Annotated in this window: 16 protein-coding genes; 7 read left to right on the top strand and 9 right to left on the bottom strand. The window is 63.4% G+C overall.

Annotation, left to right across the window (positions count from 1 at the left end; all coding sequences use genetic code 11):
- Positions 1-19: 19 nt before the first annotated feature.
- On the bottom strand, positions 20-1,306 hold the full coding sequence (locus tag RND64_RS17745) for a sugar transferase (protein WP_331436200.1): 1,287 nt from the start codon (positions 1,304-1,306) through the stop codon (positions 20-22).
- A 746-nt stretch (positions 1,307-2,052) separates the two neighbouring features.
- Here RND64_RS17745 and RND64_RS17740 point away from each other — a divergent pair.
- A complete protein-coding gene (locus tag RND64_RS17740; protein ID WP_152930047.1) occupies positions 2,053-2,235 on the top strand; it encodes a hypothetical protein in 183 nt (60 codons plus the stop codon).
- On the top strand, positions 2,232-2,666 hold the full coding sequence (locus RND64_RS17735) for a hypothetical protein (protein WP_270484011.1): 435 nt from the start codon (positions 2,232-2,234) through the stop codon (positions 2,664-2,666). Before RND64_RS17740 ends, RND64_RS17735 begins: the two co-directional genes overlap by 4 nt.
- Positions 2,667-2,673: 7 nt before the next feature.
- Here RND64_RS17735 and RND64_RS17730 read toward each other — a convergent pair whose 3' ends face one another.
- The 6 genes from RND64_RS17730 to RND64_RS17705 all read right to left on the bottom strand — a co-directional run bounded on the left by RND64_RS17730 (position 2,674) and on the right by RND64_RS17705 (position 9,309).
- On the bottom strand, positions 2,674-3,237 hold the full coding sequence (locus tag RND64_RS17730; protein ID WP_331436199.1) for a YdcF family protein: 564 nt from the start codon (positions 3,235-3,237) through the stop codon (positions 2,674-2,676).
- Positions 3,238-3,252: 15 nt separating this feature from the next.
- On the bottom strand, positions 3,253-4,536 hold the full coding sequence (locus RND64_RS17725; protein WP_270484009.1) for an acyltransferase family protein: 1,284 nt from the start codon (positions 4,534-4,536) through the stop codon (positions 3,253-3,255).
- A gap of 105 nt (positions 4,537-4,641) precedes the next feature.
- Entirely contained in the window at positions 4,642-5,886 is a 1,245-nt protein-coding gene (locus tag RND64_RS17720; protein WP_331436198.1) for a lipase family protein, read from the bottom strand.
- Positions 5,883-6,572: a hypothetical protein gene (locus RND64_RS17715; RefSeq protein WP_331436197.1), complete on the bottom strand. Its 690-nt coding sequence runs from the start codon at positions 6,570-6,572 to the stop codon at positions 5,883-5,885. The genes RND64_RS17720 and RND64_RS17715 overlap by 4 nt, the downstream gene beginning before the upstream one ends.
- A complete protein-coding gene (locus RND64_RS17710) occupies positions 6,569-7,867 on the bottom strand; it encodes a lipase family protein (RefSeq protein WP_331436196.1) in 1,299 nt (432 codons plus the stop codon). The genes RND64_RS17715 and RND64_RS17710 overlap by 4 nt, the downstream gene beginning before the upstream one ends.
- Complete coding sequence (locus RND64_RS17705; RefSeq protein ID WP_331436195.1) at positions 7,864-9,309, bottom strand: AAA family ATPase; 1,446 nt, start codon at positions 9,307-9,309, stop codon at positions 7,864-7,866. The genes RND64_RS17710 and RND64_RS17705 overlap by 4 nt, the downstream gene beginning before the upstream one ends.
- Positions 9,310-9,474: 165 nt before the next feature.
- Here RND64_RS17705 and RND64_RS17700 point away from each other — a divergent pair, with 165 nt between their 5' ends.
- Positions 9,475-10,893, top strand: coding sequence for an O-antigen ligase family protein (locus RND64_RS17700; protein ID WP_442903955.1), 1,419 nt, complete (start codon positions 9,475-9,477; stop codon positions 10,891-10,893).
- On the opposite strand, the gene RND64_RS17695 is transcribed toward RND64_RS17700, so the two are convergent.
- Positions 10,828-11,472 (bottom strand): YdcF family protein, encoded by a 645-nt coding sequence (locus RND64_RS17695; RefSeq protein WP_331436193.1) that lies wholly within the window; start codon positions 11,470-11,472, stop codon positions 10,828-10,830. The two genes, RND64_RS17700 and RND64_RS17695, sit on opposite strands and share 66 nt — an antisense overlap.
- 248 nt (positions 11,473-11,720) lie before the next feature.
- Here RND64_RS17695 and RND64_RS17690 point away from each other — a divergent pair, with 248 nt between their 5' ends.
- Positions 11,721-12,932 carry an EAL domain-containing protein gene (locus RND64_RS17690; RefSeq protein ID WP_270483994.1) on the top strand — a complete coding sequence of 404 codons (1,212 nt, stop codon included), beginning with the start codon at positions 11,721-11,723 and terminating at the stop codon, positions 12,930-12,932.
- A 19-nt stretch (positions 12,933-12,951) separates the two neighbouring features.
- Here RND64_RS17690 and RND64_RS17685 read toward each other — a convergent pair whose 3' ends face one another.
- Positions 12,952-13,923 (bottom strand): 1,4-dihydroxy-2-naphthoyl-CoA synthase, encoded by a 972-nt coding sequence (locus RND64_RS17685; protein ID WP_331436192.1) that lies wholly within the window; start codon positions 13,921-13,923, stop codon positions 12,952-12,954.
- A gap of 63 nt (positions 13,924-13,986) precedes the next feature.
- On the opposite strand from RND64_RS17685, the gene RND64_RS17680 reads away from it, so the two are divergent.
- The 3 genes from RND64_RS17680 (at position 13,987) to RND64_RS17670 (ending at position 15,901) form a co-directional block, all read left to right on the top strand.
- Positions 13,987-14,148, top strand: coding sequence for a hypothetical protein (locus tag RND64_RS17680; protein ID WP_197494623.1), 162 nt, complete (start codon positions 13,987-13,989; stop codon positions 14,146-14,148).
- A gap of 21 nt (positions 14,149-14,169) precedes the next feature.
- Positions 14,170-14,826, top strand: a complete 657-nt coding sequence (locus tag RND64_RS17675; protein ID WP_049698661.1) for a PaaI family thioesterase — start codon at positions 14,170-14,172, stop codon at positions 14,824-14,826.
- An 85-nt stretch (positions 14,827-14,911) separates the two neighbouring features.
- Positions 14,912-15,901: a GGDEF domain-containing protein gene (locus RND64_RS17670; RefSeq protein ID WP_331436191.1), complete on the top strand. Its 990-nt coding sequence runs from the start codon at positions 14,912-14,914 to the stop codon at positions 15,899-15,901.
- Positions 15,902-15,917: the final 16 nt, after the last annotated feature.

The raw sequence follows: 15,917 nt of genomic DNA, 5'->3' as shown, positions 1-15,917 counted from the left end.
CCGGCCTGTCGGCTGGGTTTCAGTACGCGCCGTCGCTGGAGATCACAGCGCGTGCCGTCCTCCACATGATCATCAGATCGTGTGTGATCGACCAGTTCTCGACGTAGGAAAGGTCGAGGCGCACGGACTGCTCCCAGGACAGATCCGACCTGCCGGATACCTGCCACAGCCCGGTCATCCCCGGACGGACGAGCATGCGGCGCGCCGTCGGATCGTCGTACGTGTCGACCTCCTCACGCAGGGGAGGGCGCGGCCCGACGAGGCTCATGGAACCGAACAAGACGTTGAAGAGCTGTGGGATCTCGTCGATGCTGTACCGGCGTAGGAACGCCCCCACCCGGGTGACCCGCGGATCGTCCCGGATCTTGAACAGCACCCCGTTCCCTTCGTTCTGGTCGGCGAGTTGGCTACGCAGCCTGTCGGCATCCACGACCATCGACCGGAACTTCCACATGTGGAACGGAATGTTGTTGAGTCCTATGCGTTCTGCCCGGTAGAAGACAGGCCCGCGAGAGTTGAGCTTGATTGCGATCGACACCACGAGCAGCGCGGGCGCGAAGGCCAAGAGCAGAAGCGCGGCACCGACCCTGTCGACCGTTGCCTTCAGTAGGCGGTTGGCGCCGTGATACTGAGGCTTCTCGATGTGCAGAAGCGGAAGGTTGGCCACCGGGCGGACCGACATCCGAGGTCCGGCGACGTCGGTGACGCCCGGGGAAACCAGGATATCGACGTTCATCCCCTCCATGCTCCAGGAGAGCTCCCGCATGGCGGAGTGACCCAGAACCTCGGCGGACGTGACTGCCACTGTGGTCGCGCCGCACAGTGCCACGGCCTCTCGGGCGTCGTCGAAGGTTCCGACGATCGGGACTTTGCGCTCGCCCACTTCGAGTGACGACGCATGCGCTTTCGACGAATCCTCTGGAACGCATAGCCCCACCACGTGGTAACCGAGCCGGGGATGAGCCGAGAGGTGTTCGATGAGTGGCGTGGCCGAGCGACTCGATCCGACGACCAACACCTGGTGCTGGTCGACGCCCTTCCCCCATCGGCGCGCGATTGCTTTGCGCCACACCCAATGTGCGATGAGCAGTGCCAGAGTGCCGAAGGGGAGGGCGATGGCGATGAAACCGCGCGCCACGTCGAACTTGAAGACGAGGTCGAGCATGGCGATGATGCCGAACGCGATCACACTCGATTTGAGAATGCGGGTGTATTCCGCGTGTCCGGCGCCGATCACCCGTCGACTGGAGGTGCCCGAAACCTTGAGGACAATACTCCACAGTGCAATGAGAGCCAATGGAAGCACGATGAATGGAAGGTTAATATCTCCCACCGGATTCAGCAGTCGGGGCGCGCCGTATTCTGCCGCCGGGCCGCCATATCGTGCGACGGTCGCGCAGGCCACGCTGATCGTGACGATGATCAGCTCGGTGGCGCGAAGTCGGGACGAATATCGATCCAGCCATGACCGGTCGCCGGGAGATGCGGCCGGGCGGAACACCCGAAGATACCGAGGGTATGGACTATCCGTACGGGGTGATGAAGGCAAAGGACGAATGGCCACAAGTCCTCCGACGGGTAAGTAGTTGTTACTGACACCTGCTGACGGTCAGGCGGAAATTTGTTGCAGGCGCAAATTCATTGAAGGTCGGGATTTGGTGCAGAGTGATCGATCGTATGCGTGATCGAGCTTTTAAGGACTTCATCAACGCCGAGCGTCCTCTCAGTAAATCCTAACGATTCACGCTCATGGTGCAAGTCGGAATTGGTGTGAAATAGGACGCGTAACGTTTCCTGTCACTATTTCGATTAAGTGCTACGCGATGCGCTCGGCGGGCCGCACAACCCGAGATCGGGTAGCCTGACCCGGTGGTGGCATCGCGATCTGGGCCGGTGACGAATGCCATGCGAAGGCAGGCCGTGCTGGTAGGTGTCGGTGCGGCGTGCGCTGCGGCCGGGCGATATCTCATCGATCGGTACTTTCCGGTGTCGCCGATCGTAATTGCGACGGTAGCGCCCATATGTGCTTGCTTCATTTATGCGCTTGTTCGCATGTCCGGGCAGCGCTCGGAGTTCTTCGTGACGGGAATCGCGGTTGGGCTGTCGGGTTTTGCCTCGACCGCAGTGCTCGGGCTGATGTACTACCCCATCTGGCAGGGGCTGGTGGTCCTTGCGATTACTCCACCTGCGTCGGTGATTGCCTACGTCGCCGGCCGGGTGGTGTCGCAGCGATGATCGTCGAAGTGTCGGGACTGCTGCTCACGGGTTTCGTTGCGGCAGTGGTGTGGTGGTATTTTTCGGCGTCGCGAGGCGAGTCCGATGCGCTCGGCAGAGTCTTACTCCTCGGCGTGCTCGCCGCTGCCTGTGCAGGCGCAGCATGGGGGCTGCCGTTCTCCGGCCAGGTGCGTTCCGTTCTGGTGCTCGGCGGATGTGCCGTTCTCGCGCCCTACGCGTTGGTTGTAGCAGCGGCAGTCGACGCAACGACGAGTTGCGCCCGTCGCCAATCGATGGACTCGGGTTCCCGACGACGCGATTCGGAGGTCACGCAGTTGCTGTTGTCGACACTGATGTCCGCGGCACTCGTGATGCTGTACATCCTCGCGGCAGCGTCGGTTGCCGTCCTCGTATACGTCGTTGTGAGTCAGGGTTTCGCCGGAGTGAGGTGAGGATTTGTCAGTCGGCCGGGCATCCGGTGAGTGCTGCCCGGGCGGTTCCGGCGAACTGGTAGGCGTAGACGAAAGCCCAAGCCCCCAGCGAGAAGTGGTAGGTGCGGGGAACTGCGACGAGCTGTACGTCGATGCCGAGACACTGCCGGAATATCACACCGGCGCGAAACAGATGATGGCGCCAACTCACGACCGTCACTCGGCTCCAATGATGGGCGCGCGCCTGTTCGCGAGTGAACAGGGCCTCGCCGGTTGTCGTCGACGGCCGCGGTGTGAAACATATGATCGTGATCTGGCGGTCAGACGACTGGCAGGCCGCACGCATCGTGGGGTCGTCGTCCGGATACGGGTTGGAGAGCAGTACGGTGTCCGCGAAACCTGCACGGGCGAGGTCGATTCCGAAAGCTTCGCGGCCATCATGCTCACCGCCGAGCACCACGATGGCGTCTGAATGGACGGGCGGCCGTGCGGGTGGATCGGTGAAGAGGCGATAGCCGACGACGGCGCCGCCGAGTTGCACGACCATCAGCGCGGCCACCAGGATGCCGATCACCCGCACCCCGCCGCTCACGGGACCGGGGCCATGTCAGCGACGTCGGGACCGAATGGCGTAATTGATCGCAGGCTTCTCGACGAAGTAGAACGACAGCGTCGCGAGCGCGATGCTCACCGCACTGACCACAACGAAATTGAACGCCAGGCCCGACCAGGTGTCGCCGTGCATCCATCCCCACCTGCCCAGGACCAACAGCACGGGAAAATGCCAGAGGTAGATGCTCAGTGATACCCGGCCGCAGTACTCGAACGGGACCCAGTCGAGTGCCCGGGCAAATGCTGAATCCTCGCCGCGCGCAAAGGGAATGACGATGAACAAGATGATCAAACCGGATGCGAGGGCCGTCGCGGTGCTGGAGAAGGGCGAGCCCATGGCAATGAGCACATAGGTGATCGGAATCAGTGGGAGGATGGCAAGTCCGGTCCATGGTCGCACTCGTTTCAGGCGACGACGCGAGATGAGTCCGGTCTCTGCCCCGACGAACAGAATCGCGGCGATCATGCCGAATGCGAAGTTGTCGGACGAAGCGATGAAGCTGCGCAGCACGACGGCAACCCAGTTGGGCCCCCAGTTCTGCATGATGATGTCGGTGATGCCGAGTCGGCTCGCGAGCCACAGGGCAAAGAACTTCCCGACGGTACCCAGGATCACCAGGACGACGGGGCCGATGAGGGCCAGCAAGAGCGGATTCCACCCGTATCGGCGGCGCAACGTGAAGACCAGCAGGCCAATGAGTGGCAATGCCACGTAGAACACGATCTCCATGGTCAATGACCATGACGGGTTGATACCCGTCTGCAGCATCGACGGGATGTAGCTCTGCACGAGGGTGAGGTTGGCGGTGATCATGGCCGGATCGGTCATCATCCCGATTCCGGCGAACTTCCCGCTTGATTCCGCGACCGCAGCGTTCTCCAGATATACCGCCCGCATGAGGTAGCTCGCTACGAGGAAGATGACCAGATATGCCGGGAATACCCGCAGTATTCGGTGTCGGGTGTACGACGCCACGTCAGGCTGTGACTGGCCACCGGTGAACAGGCGGCGAAGAATTGGCAGATACAGCAAAAATCCGGAGAGTGCGAAGAAGAAGATCAGTGATTGACCAAATATCTGCAGGTGGCCGGAAAAGAACGTGTTCGGGGAATAGTGGCCGCCGACGTGTTGGGCCAGCACAAGCATGCACGCAATTCCGCGAGGACCGTCGAGGCCGCGAATTCGTGCTCGAAAGGGCTTGGCTTCGGTGGTGTCCTCAGCCTCGGTGACCTGCGGGTCCCGCATCTGTGGGGGATTGTGCGTGTTGTTTTCAGGCATGCGGTGACGACCTGATGATGCGCTCTTTTCGACAGACTGCTCAGGTGCTGTCGCGGAGTGATCACTCACTTGTCAACGATACAACGAGAGTGGAAACGTGTCGCGTCAGATATTCGTGCATCCCGCTGGGGTCCTCGATCCTTGCATTCGTTGCTCGAGCCAGGAGATGGCAATTCCGGGATCGACGTCGGCATGTCCGCGATCGGGTTGGAAGGACACGACGAGATTGGCTCCCGCTGAGCAATTCGCGCCTATGACGGCGGTAGTCCAGTCGGCGTCGATCAGGGTGTCTTTTCCGCCGTACATGACCAGAATCGGGGCGGTGGGTAGGCCCTCAGGGAGGCCTCGCTCACGTAAGAGTTGTTCGAGTTGTTCGCGGCTCGTGGTGGAGTCCGGACGGAGGTCTGCATCGGTGAGTGCATCAGCTGCCTGCTGTCGCTCCTGGCTGTAGCGGGCTGCGCACTGCGACAACGCGTTCCAGTTCGTGGTGGCGGAGCCTCGCCGATAGCTGTCGAGGTCGAGGTCGGGGTTCTCGTGCTTGAGTGCCAACAGCAACCACTGGTACAACCCGTACTGATCTTTGGTCAGCTTCGACGACCAGGCCTTATCCGACAGCTTTGAGATGTCGGCGGGAGGCGAGATGGCGACGCTGCCGACGAGGTCGAGGCCTTTACCGTAGGAGGCGGCGAGAACGTTCGACGCCCACGCGGCTTGGCCACCCTGCGACACCCCGAATCCCGCCCACTTGTCGGAGGTATTCGACGGCGACATCTGCCTCATCGCGCGCACCGAGTCGATGATGTTGTGTCCCTCGGTTGTCGCGTCGAGGTACGGGTGCGTGGGTTCTGCGTCGCCGGGGGTGCCCAGCCCCTGGTAGTCGCTGACTGCCACCGCGTATCCCTGGGCAAGCAGAACGTAGACGAGGTCGGCCGCGCCACGAAGGCTCGAGTCCAGCGTCGGCCCGCATTCACTGAGAACACCGACAGTCGCATGGCCGAATCCGATGATCGGCCATCCGCCCTGGGGTGCCTGGCCTGCCGGCACGAACAGGCCGCCGGTGACAACGGTCGGATTGTTGTCGCGATCGGTCGAGGAGTACTCCACGCGCACAGCAAGACTCGTTGCCGCCGAGATCCGGCGGTCGAGGATCGGCATGGTTTGCGCCCACGACACAGTTCCGGGCCCGGTGGCGGTGGCGCGTGGCACTTCCACCGGAACGCCGGGAGGACGTCCGGGTGATGTCGTCGCAGACTGCTCGTCGGAGCCGCAGGCGGTCACTGCTGCCGCGACTGCGATGGCCAGCGCCAACCAACTCACGAACATCCGCACGCGTACGGTCGGGCGATTCACTGCGATTTCTCCAACTCTCGGGTCGCTCTGAGGGTGTTCGACGCACCAAGCGCATCGTCGACTTTGTTGCGTAGCAGGCTGAATGCGAGGAGTGCCACCGCGGTGAACACGACGGCAATGGCGGCGCCGAGGCCTATATAGGTGAGCAACTTCGGCGAGTTCACGCCCATATCGGTGGCGGCGTCGATCGTCTTCAGCTCGTAGGGTGCGCGGCCATTCAGGTTGTCGACTTCGACAACCAGCTTGGGCATCTCTCCGGCGAGCGCCGCGGAAAGTTGTTGTGCGGCTTGTGGTGTATCCCCAGTTGTCGTGATGGTCAGCACGGCATTCGTCGGTTCTATCGACGCGACGACGCGCTCGCGGAGGTCGGCAGGGGGAGTCCCCGGATCGATACCCGGCCACTGTGCGGCAGCGACACGCATCAACAGTTGGTCGCTGGTGGCCAGTTCACGATAGGAGGATGCGCGTAGCTGTCCGGCGAGACCACTCGTGCGGGCGCCGGACACGGTTGCCGAACCGGGGGCAACGATGAACAAGCGTGCTTGCGACTCATAGGTTTTCGGTGTCATCTCGGCTGCCAGCCAGCCTGCGAGTCCGCCTGCGATTGCGGCACAGATCAACACAATTCCGCCGCGCAGGAGGATATGTGCGTATTCGCCGACGGTCCGCGTCGATGGTGATTTCATGGGCGGTTGTCGCAATTGCTCTCGGGTTTGTCGCCGTTTAACACGCCCTTCATCCACGGAATTGCCTGCGCGGAATCGAGTCCGGCGTGGGTATCCCCAACGCGTTTGACGATTGTGAGGTTTTCACCTGCCTCGCAGGACTTTCCGATGACACGCTCCGTCCACTGCGGAGGGATGAGCGGGTCATCGGTGCCGTACATGACGAGAACGGGTGAGTTGGTGCGGCCTACAGGCAGTGCGTAGTCGGCGAGTTGATCGCGCAGCGCGGTGGTGGCAGCAGCGCTCTTGGGCATCAGGTCTTGCGGTGTCAGTTCACTCAGGGCGCGCTGGGTAGCCGTCAGATCTCCGGTGGAATCGGGAACGCACTGGACCAAGGTGTCCCACTCCGACTTGACCCGCTCGGAGCGGTAGTCGTCGAGGTTGAAACGGTCGGGGAATGTTTTCGCCAGCGAGTCGAGTGCATAGACGAGAAGCGGGTATTGATCGCGTGTCAGTGTCCCCTGCGCGGCTCGGTCGGCGAGGCCCCTCATATCTCCGACGGGAACCAATGCGACGGTCGCGTCGAGATTGGTGTCGCTCCCGTAGTCGGGTTGGCGGTCTCCGGCAGCCCACGCCGCCATGCCGCCGAGCGAAACCCCGAATGACACCCAGTGATTGCTCACGTCGGGCGCGATCGCCTGTGCAGCTCTGACGGCGTCGATCTGGTTGTTGCCGTAGGTCTTCGCGTCGAGGAAGGGATGGATTTCCTTGCCGTACCCGAGGCCCTGGTAGTCAGACATGACGACGGCATAGCCGTTGAGTCGGAACGCCTCGATGATGGTGTCGTTGCCGAGTAGATTGGCGTATTCGGAAGGGCCGCAGGTGCTCTCGATGCCGGAGTTGCCGTGGCCGAATGCGACGAGTGGCCAGCCGCCTGCGGGTGGGGTGCCCTTGGGGACGACGAGAATTCCGGACACTTCGGTTGCGGAGTTGTCGATTCCAGAGGTCGAGCGGTAGATGATTCGCTTGACGACGGCGTCACGATTGTTGATGGCCTTGATCGGTCCGCGGGGCGGATCCTCGACGGCCAGAACCGCACCCGGTTTGCCGGTGTCGCGGGGCGTCGTCAGCGATGCCGATGGCAGCGGTGACGCGGGGTACGCAGCAGCCGCCGGCGAGAGCGTCAGCGGGGTGTCGTCGGTCGATCGTGCGCATCCCGACACTGCGATCGCGAGAACGCAGACCAGGCCGACCGCGAGCGCAGACGTTGCGCGACGGCGCGTGATGAAGGTCGAGATCAGTGCGGCAGGGCTCACGAGTCCGCGTGCACCTCGGCTGCGTCGACCTTCGATGCCGACACCCGCTCGGCGGTGAAATCGCTTGTCGGTGAACCGCTGTTGTTGTCCGTTGCCGCGCTGTCAGCCTGCTTGCGAGTGACCTTGGCCGTGAACGTGAGCACGACGCCGAGCAGCGGAGCGTTGACAGTCTCGATCGCCTTCGTCGATGTGCGGAGTTGCTTCCTCGTGGTGACGCCGCGTCGAGTCACGAGCAGTGCGCCGTCGGTGCGCGCGGCGATCGTGAGGGGTTCCGGCGACGCGGACAGCGGGCCGGCATCGATGATCACGTAGTCGTAGGAATGGATCGCGGACTGAACGACAGCGTCGAAGCCGTCTCCGCCGATGGCGCCCCAGGGGTCAGACGTAACCGGCCCACTCGGTAGGAGGTCGACGCCGTCGTGGAGACTCAGCGTCGCATCGTGAAGCGATACCTCGCCCACTGCCACGGTCGTCAGGCCTTCGGTAGGCCGCTGACCGAGGTCGGCGGTGAGAGTGGGATCGGCGAGGTCGGCGTCGATGATCAACACGGTTTTCCCGCGCGCGGCGAACGACGACGCAAGATTCACCGCGGTGGTCGTCGTGCCGACGCCGCGGGTCGGACCAACGACGGTGATCGCCGACGGCGCGGTGCGATGTCGAGTACTTCCCGAGGCGATGAATCGCAGGTTGGCGTCGAGCCGGCGGTACGCATCCGACGTCGGTCCGGTCGCGGGCTCCAGTGACGAATGGTCGGTGAGCTCCGGGTCGGTGGGAATCACGGCGAGAATGCCGGACTTCTCGGTGGCGTCGGCGATGTCGGACTCGCTGTCAATGCGACGACGTTGGTAGATGCCGATCGCCACGGCGACGAGTGCGCCGATCAGGAGTCCGCCGACCGCTCCGATGATGAGCCAGAGCCACCACGACAGACCGCTCTTGGATGACGGGAGGCTCGCGTCGTCGTAGAGAACTGCTGTCGCGGAAGGGGAGTCGCCGCGACGCGACGTCTCGAGTTCCTGAACCACTGCGGTCGTGGAATTGGCAATCGCCTGGGCGTACGCCTGAGCTCGCTTCGCGTCGTCAGCGGAGGCGGTGATCGTCAGGATCACGGTGTCCTTGACCGGGACGGCCGTCACGCTCCCACGAAGGTCCCCGGCGCCGACCTGGCCGCCGAGAGTTTCGGCGGCTCGCTGCGCGACCTGATCGCTCGTCGCAATTGTTGCGTAGCTGTTGACCCGGTCCTGGGCGAACAGGTTGTTCTGGTAGCTCTCGCCGACTGACGTTCCACCCTCCGCGGTCACGAACAACCGAGCGGTGGATTCGTATTTTCCGGGAGAGATCCACGTGCTGTAAGCGAAAGCCGCGAAAGCCCCAACCAGCGCTCCCACTACGAGAACCCACCAAAACCGCACAATGATGCGCCAGTAATCGCCGAGTGGCACCTGACCGGTTCCCTTCTCTGGGCAGCGCCGCGCAGGCGCTTCGTTCAACCGTCGAACAATGGACAGTTGATTGGATCATGGTTCTTGGGCAATTGCTGTGTGGGATTGCCCTCAGACATTGGTCGATCGCGACGAGCGCAGTGTTACACGATCGGGTGTGTCACTATGTGGCTCGTGGAATCACCTAGGCGCTCATGGATCCTCGGCACCCTGTTGGTGCTCAGCGCCGCCGTGGTGGCGTTTGGTTCGTTGATGGTGGGAACCAAACCCGCATTTCTTGTCATCGTGTTACTGCTGGTCGTTGTCGGTGCCTACGTTGGCCTGGCGCATCCGACCTGGTTTCTCTGGGCATTCGCCGCTGTTCTCGGATTCATGCCGGTCGCGCATTTACCTGGTGTTCACGTTCCGTTGACATTGGCGTTCGCTGTCGCTGTGATATTGGCGACCGCGATCCACCCCATCGAGATGCGCTCGCTGACCACAATGGACTGGTTCGTGATCGTTCTCATTGTGGTCAGTGGAATCTCGATGTTGGCAACCTACGTCGGTTTCGCCGACATAGCCCAATATGTGAAATGGTTCACGGTAACTATTCTCATCGTCGCGCTTCTGCGCCTTCCGCGACTCCAGCTACGGACGTTCGGTCGCGTGTACGTGGTGGCCAGCGCCGCCTGCGCAATTGTCGCAGCGGGGGTGCTGGTCTATCCGGGAGTGATGAAGCCGTTCAAGCTATTCGGCTACGACCCCAGTGCGCTGCGCTTCGTCTATCACTCCGGAGGTGCGACGCAGCGGCTTGCGGGGACGTATATCGACCCCAATGCCGCCGGAATCGGATTCTTCGTAGCGCTGGTCATGTGTGTTGTCCTGTTCGACGGGCGCGCGCGCAATGTGCTCGGTGTGATTTTGGCGTTGGCGCTTTTGCTCACGCTGAGCCGTGCGGGTCTCTTCTCGGTGATCGTCGGTGTCGTGCTCATGCTCGTGTTCCAGACGATGTCGAATCGCAAGCGGCTTGCCATCGTCGGACTCGGTGTGGCCACCTTTGCCGCGCTGGCTGCGGTGCCGCAACTGCGCCAGCGCGTGTTCTCGTCGTTCGGTAGCCAGGACGAGGGGTCGAGTGCGCGTCTGGATGCACTGAAGGAGTATCCGAGTACTGTCGCCGGGCACTGGGTTTTCGGAAAAGGTTGGGGACTGGCCGAGTTCATCGATCCTGAAACGTCATTCACCACCAACTACGTCGCGAACGCACCCCTGCTCGCTGTCTATCGTGGTGGAATTCTGGTCGGTCTGGCATTTGTCGCGATGCTCATTTACGGCTGCTACCTCGGTTATCAGTGCCTGCGTTCGCGCCGCTGGGAATGGGGTTTCTACGGCGGCGGATTCATCGGATTCTCGGTGGTCGCATTGCAGCTCGACTTTTCGACGATCACCATTCCGGTGTCGACCGCAGATCTGTCGCTGCTCATCGTATTTCTGGTCTACACGTCAGAACTCGCGCGAGCCGACTCGCGCACTTCGACGTCAACAGCCGAGGACGGCAGCCTTGGCCAAGCCGACGTACTGGTAGGCGAAGGTCGCCGTCCATAGTGGGATCGACCGGCCGTAGTCGCGCGGCACGGACCGCATGACGACGTCGCCTGTGAAGCACTGGCCGAAGATGTAGCGGGCGCGGAAGAGGTGGTAGCGCCAGCTGACCACAATGACCGAGCGCCAATGTCGCTCCTTCGCCATCCGCTCCGTGAACATGGCCTCACCACGCGTCGTCGAGGGATCCGGGTTGAAGCAGATGACTTCGATGGACTCGGTGCTCGCCGAGCAGACGCGTTCCATCAGTTCCGCGCCGCCCCGGTGATAGCCGTCGTTCAGGTAGGGGTCGGAGATCAGCACCGTGTTGGCGTAGACCTCGCGGGCGAGTTGTAGACCGTAGTCTTCGCGGCCGTCGTGCTCGCCGCCGAGCACGACGATCGCGTCGACCTTGCGTAGCGGGTCGGAATGATCCCGATAGAAGAGTTGATAACCGACCCCGTCGAAGGCGAGTACGACCACAACGACAATCACGAGCACCCAACTGATCAGACGGCCGGAGAGTCGCCGTCGACGGCGGGGTGTCTTCTGTCCGCTGCGGGGCTCGGAGACGTAGGAGTCCGTCGGGTCGGGCGACGTCACGTGGCAAGTCCTCCGGCCGGGAATCTGACCTCGTCGACCTTAGTCGAGGCTCCCCTGATTGGCTCGAACCGAGGACGGACGGCCACGAAAAAGCGCTTGATGGAGGGCTGAAAGCCACGATTCTCGGGCGGCAAAACCGCAGATCAGAACACGTATTTGCTAGACCAAAGCGGTGATCAATTGAACTTGAATAGCGGTACTTGGATCCAATTCACACCTGCCCGCTTGGATAATCGTAAACTGCTCGCGTGGAGAGGGCGGCGGACAAGTACGGGGGGCACGACGTTCCCGGGATTGTCGTCGCCATCCTCGCCGATCCACAGCGCCGGGCGTGCGCGGTCTACGGCCGTGAGCAGACCGAGGCGGCAGCGCGCACGGTGGTTTCTCGACTCGTGGAATCTCTGGGGCGAGACGTCGGTCTGGACACCCGCAACCGATTCGAATGGCTCCTGCAGCTACCGCAGGGCCCCGGCGTCGACGCCCTGCTCGTCGCTCTACAGGCGGGCCTCACCGCCACGACAGCCGAAGTCGACGGGGTGAGCGTCTTCGTCGACTTCGCCTATGGCATCTCGAGTGGATCTGTGTCAGGTGCCTCGGTGTCAGGCGTTGGGGCCGACAGCCTCGTTCGGTCAGCCGATGCCGCGCTCTGCCTGGCTCTGGAATCGCAGCGTCGCATGGCAATCGCCGGACCCGAAGTCTATGAGCGGCTCGAAGACGACCTCGACCTCGCGGTGAGGCTGACCAACTCGTCGGAGGCAGAGTTCCGACAGTTCTACCAACCGATCGTGCGGATTGCTGATGGCGCAACCGTCGGGTTCGAGTCATTGCTGCGGTGGGTCACCGCTGACGGAGTGCTCTTGCCCGGCGACTTCCTCGCCGTCGCCGAGCAAACGTCGACGATCCTGCCCATCGGTCGCAACGGGGTGACTCAGGCTGTCCGAGCGCTCCACGAGTCGATTCAACCGCTATGCGGCACCGACGCGTTCGTCAGCATCAACCTCTCGCGGCAGCAGCTCGTCGACGAGACGATCGTCGATCACGTGGTCACCGAGATCGACAAGTACGGCCTCGGCCCTGGTCAGATCTGGATAGAGGTCCAGGAAAACGAGGTCATCGACTTCGACACGGAGGCGCAGCGTGCCGTCGAACGACTACACGAGAGCGGCTGCACCATCTCGATCGACGACCTCGGCTCGGGATTCTCGGCGCTGCGATACGTACGGGACCTGCCGGTCGATGTCGTCAAGGTCGATCGGGCGCTCATCTCGGCGATCGCCGACAATCCAGCCGACCGCGCTGTGGTGCGCGCAATCTGCGAAATGGCGGAGACGATGAATATCTCGACGGTCGCGGAGGGCGTCGAGCACCACGCCGACTTCACCGGCGTCGAGGAGTTGGGTTTCCAGTTCGCGCAGGGCATCTACTTCGGCGCGCCCGAGCCGTTCGGGTCGGCGCCGTAGTAGTCGTGCGGGTGCGGGTTCAGTAGTAGTACGGGAAGGCGTCCCACTCCGGAGAACGCTTCTCCAAGAACGCATCTCGGCCTTCGACGGCCTCGTCGGTCATGTACGCCAGGCGAGTGGCCTCGCCGGCGAAGACCTGCTGGCCCATCAGTCCGTCGTCGGTGAGGTTGAACGCGAACTTCAACATGCGCTGGGCCGTCGGCGATTTGCCGTTGATCGCCCGTGCCCAGTCGATGGCCGTGTGTTCGAGGTCGGCGTGGTCGACGACGCGGTTGACCGCGCCCATGCGGTGCATGGTCTCGGCGTCGTACGCCTCGCCGAGGAAGAAGATCTCGCGGGCGAACTTCTGGCCGACCTGCTTGGCGAGGTAGGCGCTGCCGTATCCGGCGTCGAACGAGCCGACGTCGGCGTCGGTCTGCTTGAAGCGGGCGTGCTCACGTGAGGCGAGGGTCAGGTCGCACACGACGTGCAGCGAGTGCCCGCCGCCGGCGGCCCAACCGTTGACCACGGCGATCACGACCTTGGGCATGGTGCGGATGAGTCGTTGCACCTCGAGGATGTGCAGTCGGCCGCCCTCGGCCTTGACGCGCGCCTCGTCGACCCCGGTGGCGTCGGCGCGAGCGACGTCGGAGTCGTGGCTGGTCGCGTACTGATAGCCCGACCGTCCGCGGATGCGCTGATCGCCGCCGGAACAGAAGGCCCAGCCGCCGTCCTTGGGACTCGGGCCGTTGCCGGTGAGCAGGATTGTTCCGACGTCGGGGCTGCGTCGAGCGTGGTCGAGGGTGCGGTAGAGTTCGTCGACGCTGTGGGGGCGGAACGCATTGCGGACCTCGGGCCGGTTGAAGGCGATGCGCACGATTCCGTCGGCGCGGCTCGTGCCGACGTGGCGGTGGTAGGTGATGTCGGTGAGGTCGTCGAAGCCTTCGACTGTGGTCCACTGGCTGGGGTCGAAGGGCTGGTCTGATGCGTGCTGGGTCTCACCGGAGGTCATGAATATTGACCTTAGTTGTCCGATGAGTGGCCTTCGCGAAGCCCCATCTGGCACCCTTGATGCATGTCATTCGAGGTGATCGCGATCGTGATCGTCGCCTGGGTGACGATCTCGGTGGTCGTCGCCCTGGTGGTCGGTGCCGTGATCAGGCAGCGTGACCGGCGCGAAGCGCCCCGTCCGACCCAGCTCGCAAGCGGTTCCGAATCCGACAAGCACGAGGGCTGACCGGCCATATACGGTGGCCAGATGGCATCTGACACGCGCGACGGTTGGGACATCCGCTCCGAAGAGGAGTCGCCCCACGAGGGCGGATTCCGCGCAAGGATCGAGGTCACGACCGACCGCGGCGGACCCCGATACGCCGAGCTCAACGAGCAGATCCGACGGCTCATGGACCTCGCCCGCTACGCGAGTCCCGAGGGCGCGGAGACCGACGAGCTACTCGAGCAGATAACCGCCCTCAACGAACGACTGGAGAAGGTCCAGGTCGACGAGTGGCACACTCCCGCGGGGACCCGCGTCGACCTGCCTGCGCGCGGCAACATCACCCTCCCGCCGTACGTGATCTCGTCGGCGAGCGCCGACGGAGTGGTCGCAGAGGTCACCTTCAGGCCGTTTCACCTCGGTGGCAACAACGCGGCGCACGGAGGCCAGGTGGGTGTCGCATTCGACGACCTCGGCGGCATGGCGTCGGCGCTCGCGATCAACGGGGTCACCCGCACCGCATACCTGACGGTCCAATACCGCTCGCTGACACCGTTGTCGACGCCGCTGACGTGCCGCACCTGGGTCGACAAGCGCGAAGGGCGCAAGGCCTTCGTGAAGGGCACCCTCCACGACGGTGACCGTCTGTGTGCCGAGCTGGATTCGCTATTTATTGAGCTGAAGCCTGGTCAGCCGTAACATTTCGAGGTACCAGGGTCGGGGGCGTCTACGTCGGGGGTTGTCCATATCCCAGGGGTCATGAGTACCAGGGAGATTGACAGGCATGGACCGGCATTCGGTGGTCGACGACCGCCTGGCGATCACCGTCGCGCTGGGAGCACTCCTGTTCGCAGTGGTTACGTTTGTGCAGGTCACGCTCGACACAACGCCCGGAGCACGTCCTGCATCATCGGTTGCGGCGGTCACGGCCGTCGTGCTCGGCGTTGCCGCGTGGATGATCTGGCGGCGGCCGGGTGCGATCACGTCGCGCACCGCTCCGGTGCTGGTCACTGCGGCTGCGCTGCTCGTTGCCGCGAATCCTCTCGCTTACGTGCTCTGCACGCACGTCGCCTACCCGTCGATCGGAACGCTGCTGGTCATCGTCGGGATCGGGGCACTCGTCCCGTATCCGCGCATCGCGCTCGCGCTGATCGTCGGGCTAAATGTGGCGGCGCTGCTGTTGGCGTGGCGCTATCCGCAGGCCGCTCCGCTCGGCGTCGTAGCCGTGCAGTTGCTCAAGGCTGACGTGCTCGCGCTCGTGATCGCGCTGACCTGGCGACGCACCGAGCGTCGCCTCGGGGCGGCCACCGAGACCATCGCGCATATGGCGGTGACCGACGAGCTCACGGGTCTGCTCAACCGTCGAGGACTGACCGAGCGCGGACAGACCTTTGTCGACGAGGCCCTCGCGTCGGGAGATCATGTGATTGTCGCCTTCATCGACGTCAACAACCTCAAGGGCATCAACGACTTTCACGGACATTTCGTCGGTGACAGTCACCTCTCCGGTATCGGCGAGTCGTTCAGGTGGGTGCTCGACGGTGGCGATTTGGCCGCCCGGGTTGGTGGCGACGAGTTCGCGTTGGTTGCGCGCGGCGGACCGGATGAGGTCTCGCAGTTCCGATCGCGCGTCGAACATCTACGTGCACGAGTGCCGCACTTCGGCGTCGCGCTCGGGTGGGCGCAGTGTGGGCCGGAGGACGCCAGGACGCTGCGGACCCTGTTCGACGAGGCGGACGGAATGATGCTGCGCCACAAGCGGCGGCTGATCTAGGGGTCGGCGCCGCGGC

Origin of the sequence: Gordonia sp. w5E2 (assembly GCF_036540975.1) — a bacterium.
Taxonomy (GTDB): Bacteria; Actinomycetota; Actinomycetes; order Mycobacteriales; family Mycobacteriaceae; genus Gordonia; species Gordonia jacobaea.
This window is presented reverse-complemented; position numbering and strand designations above follow the sequence as displayed.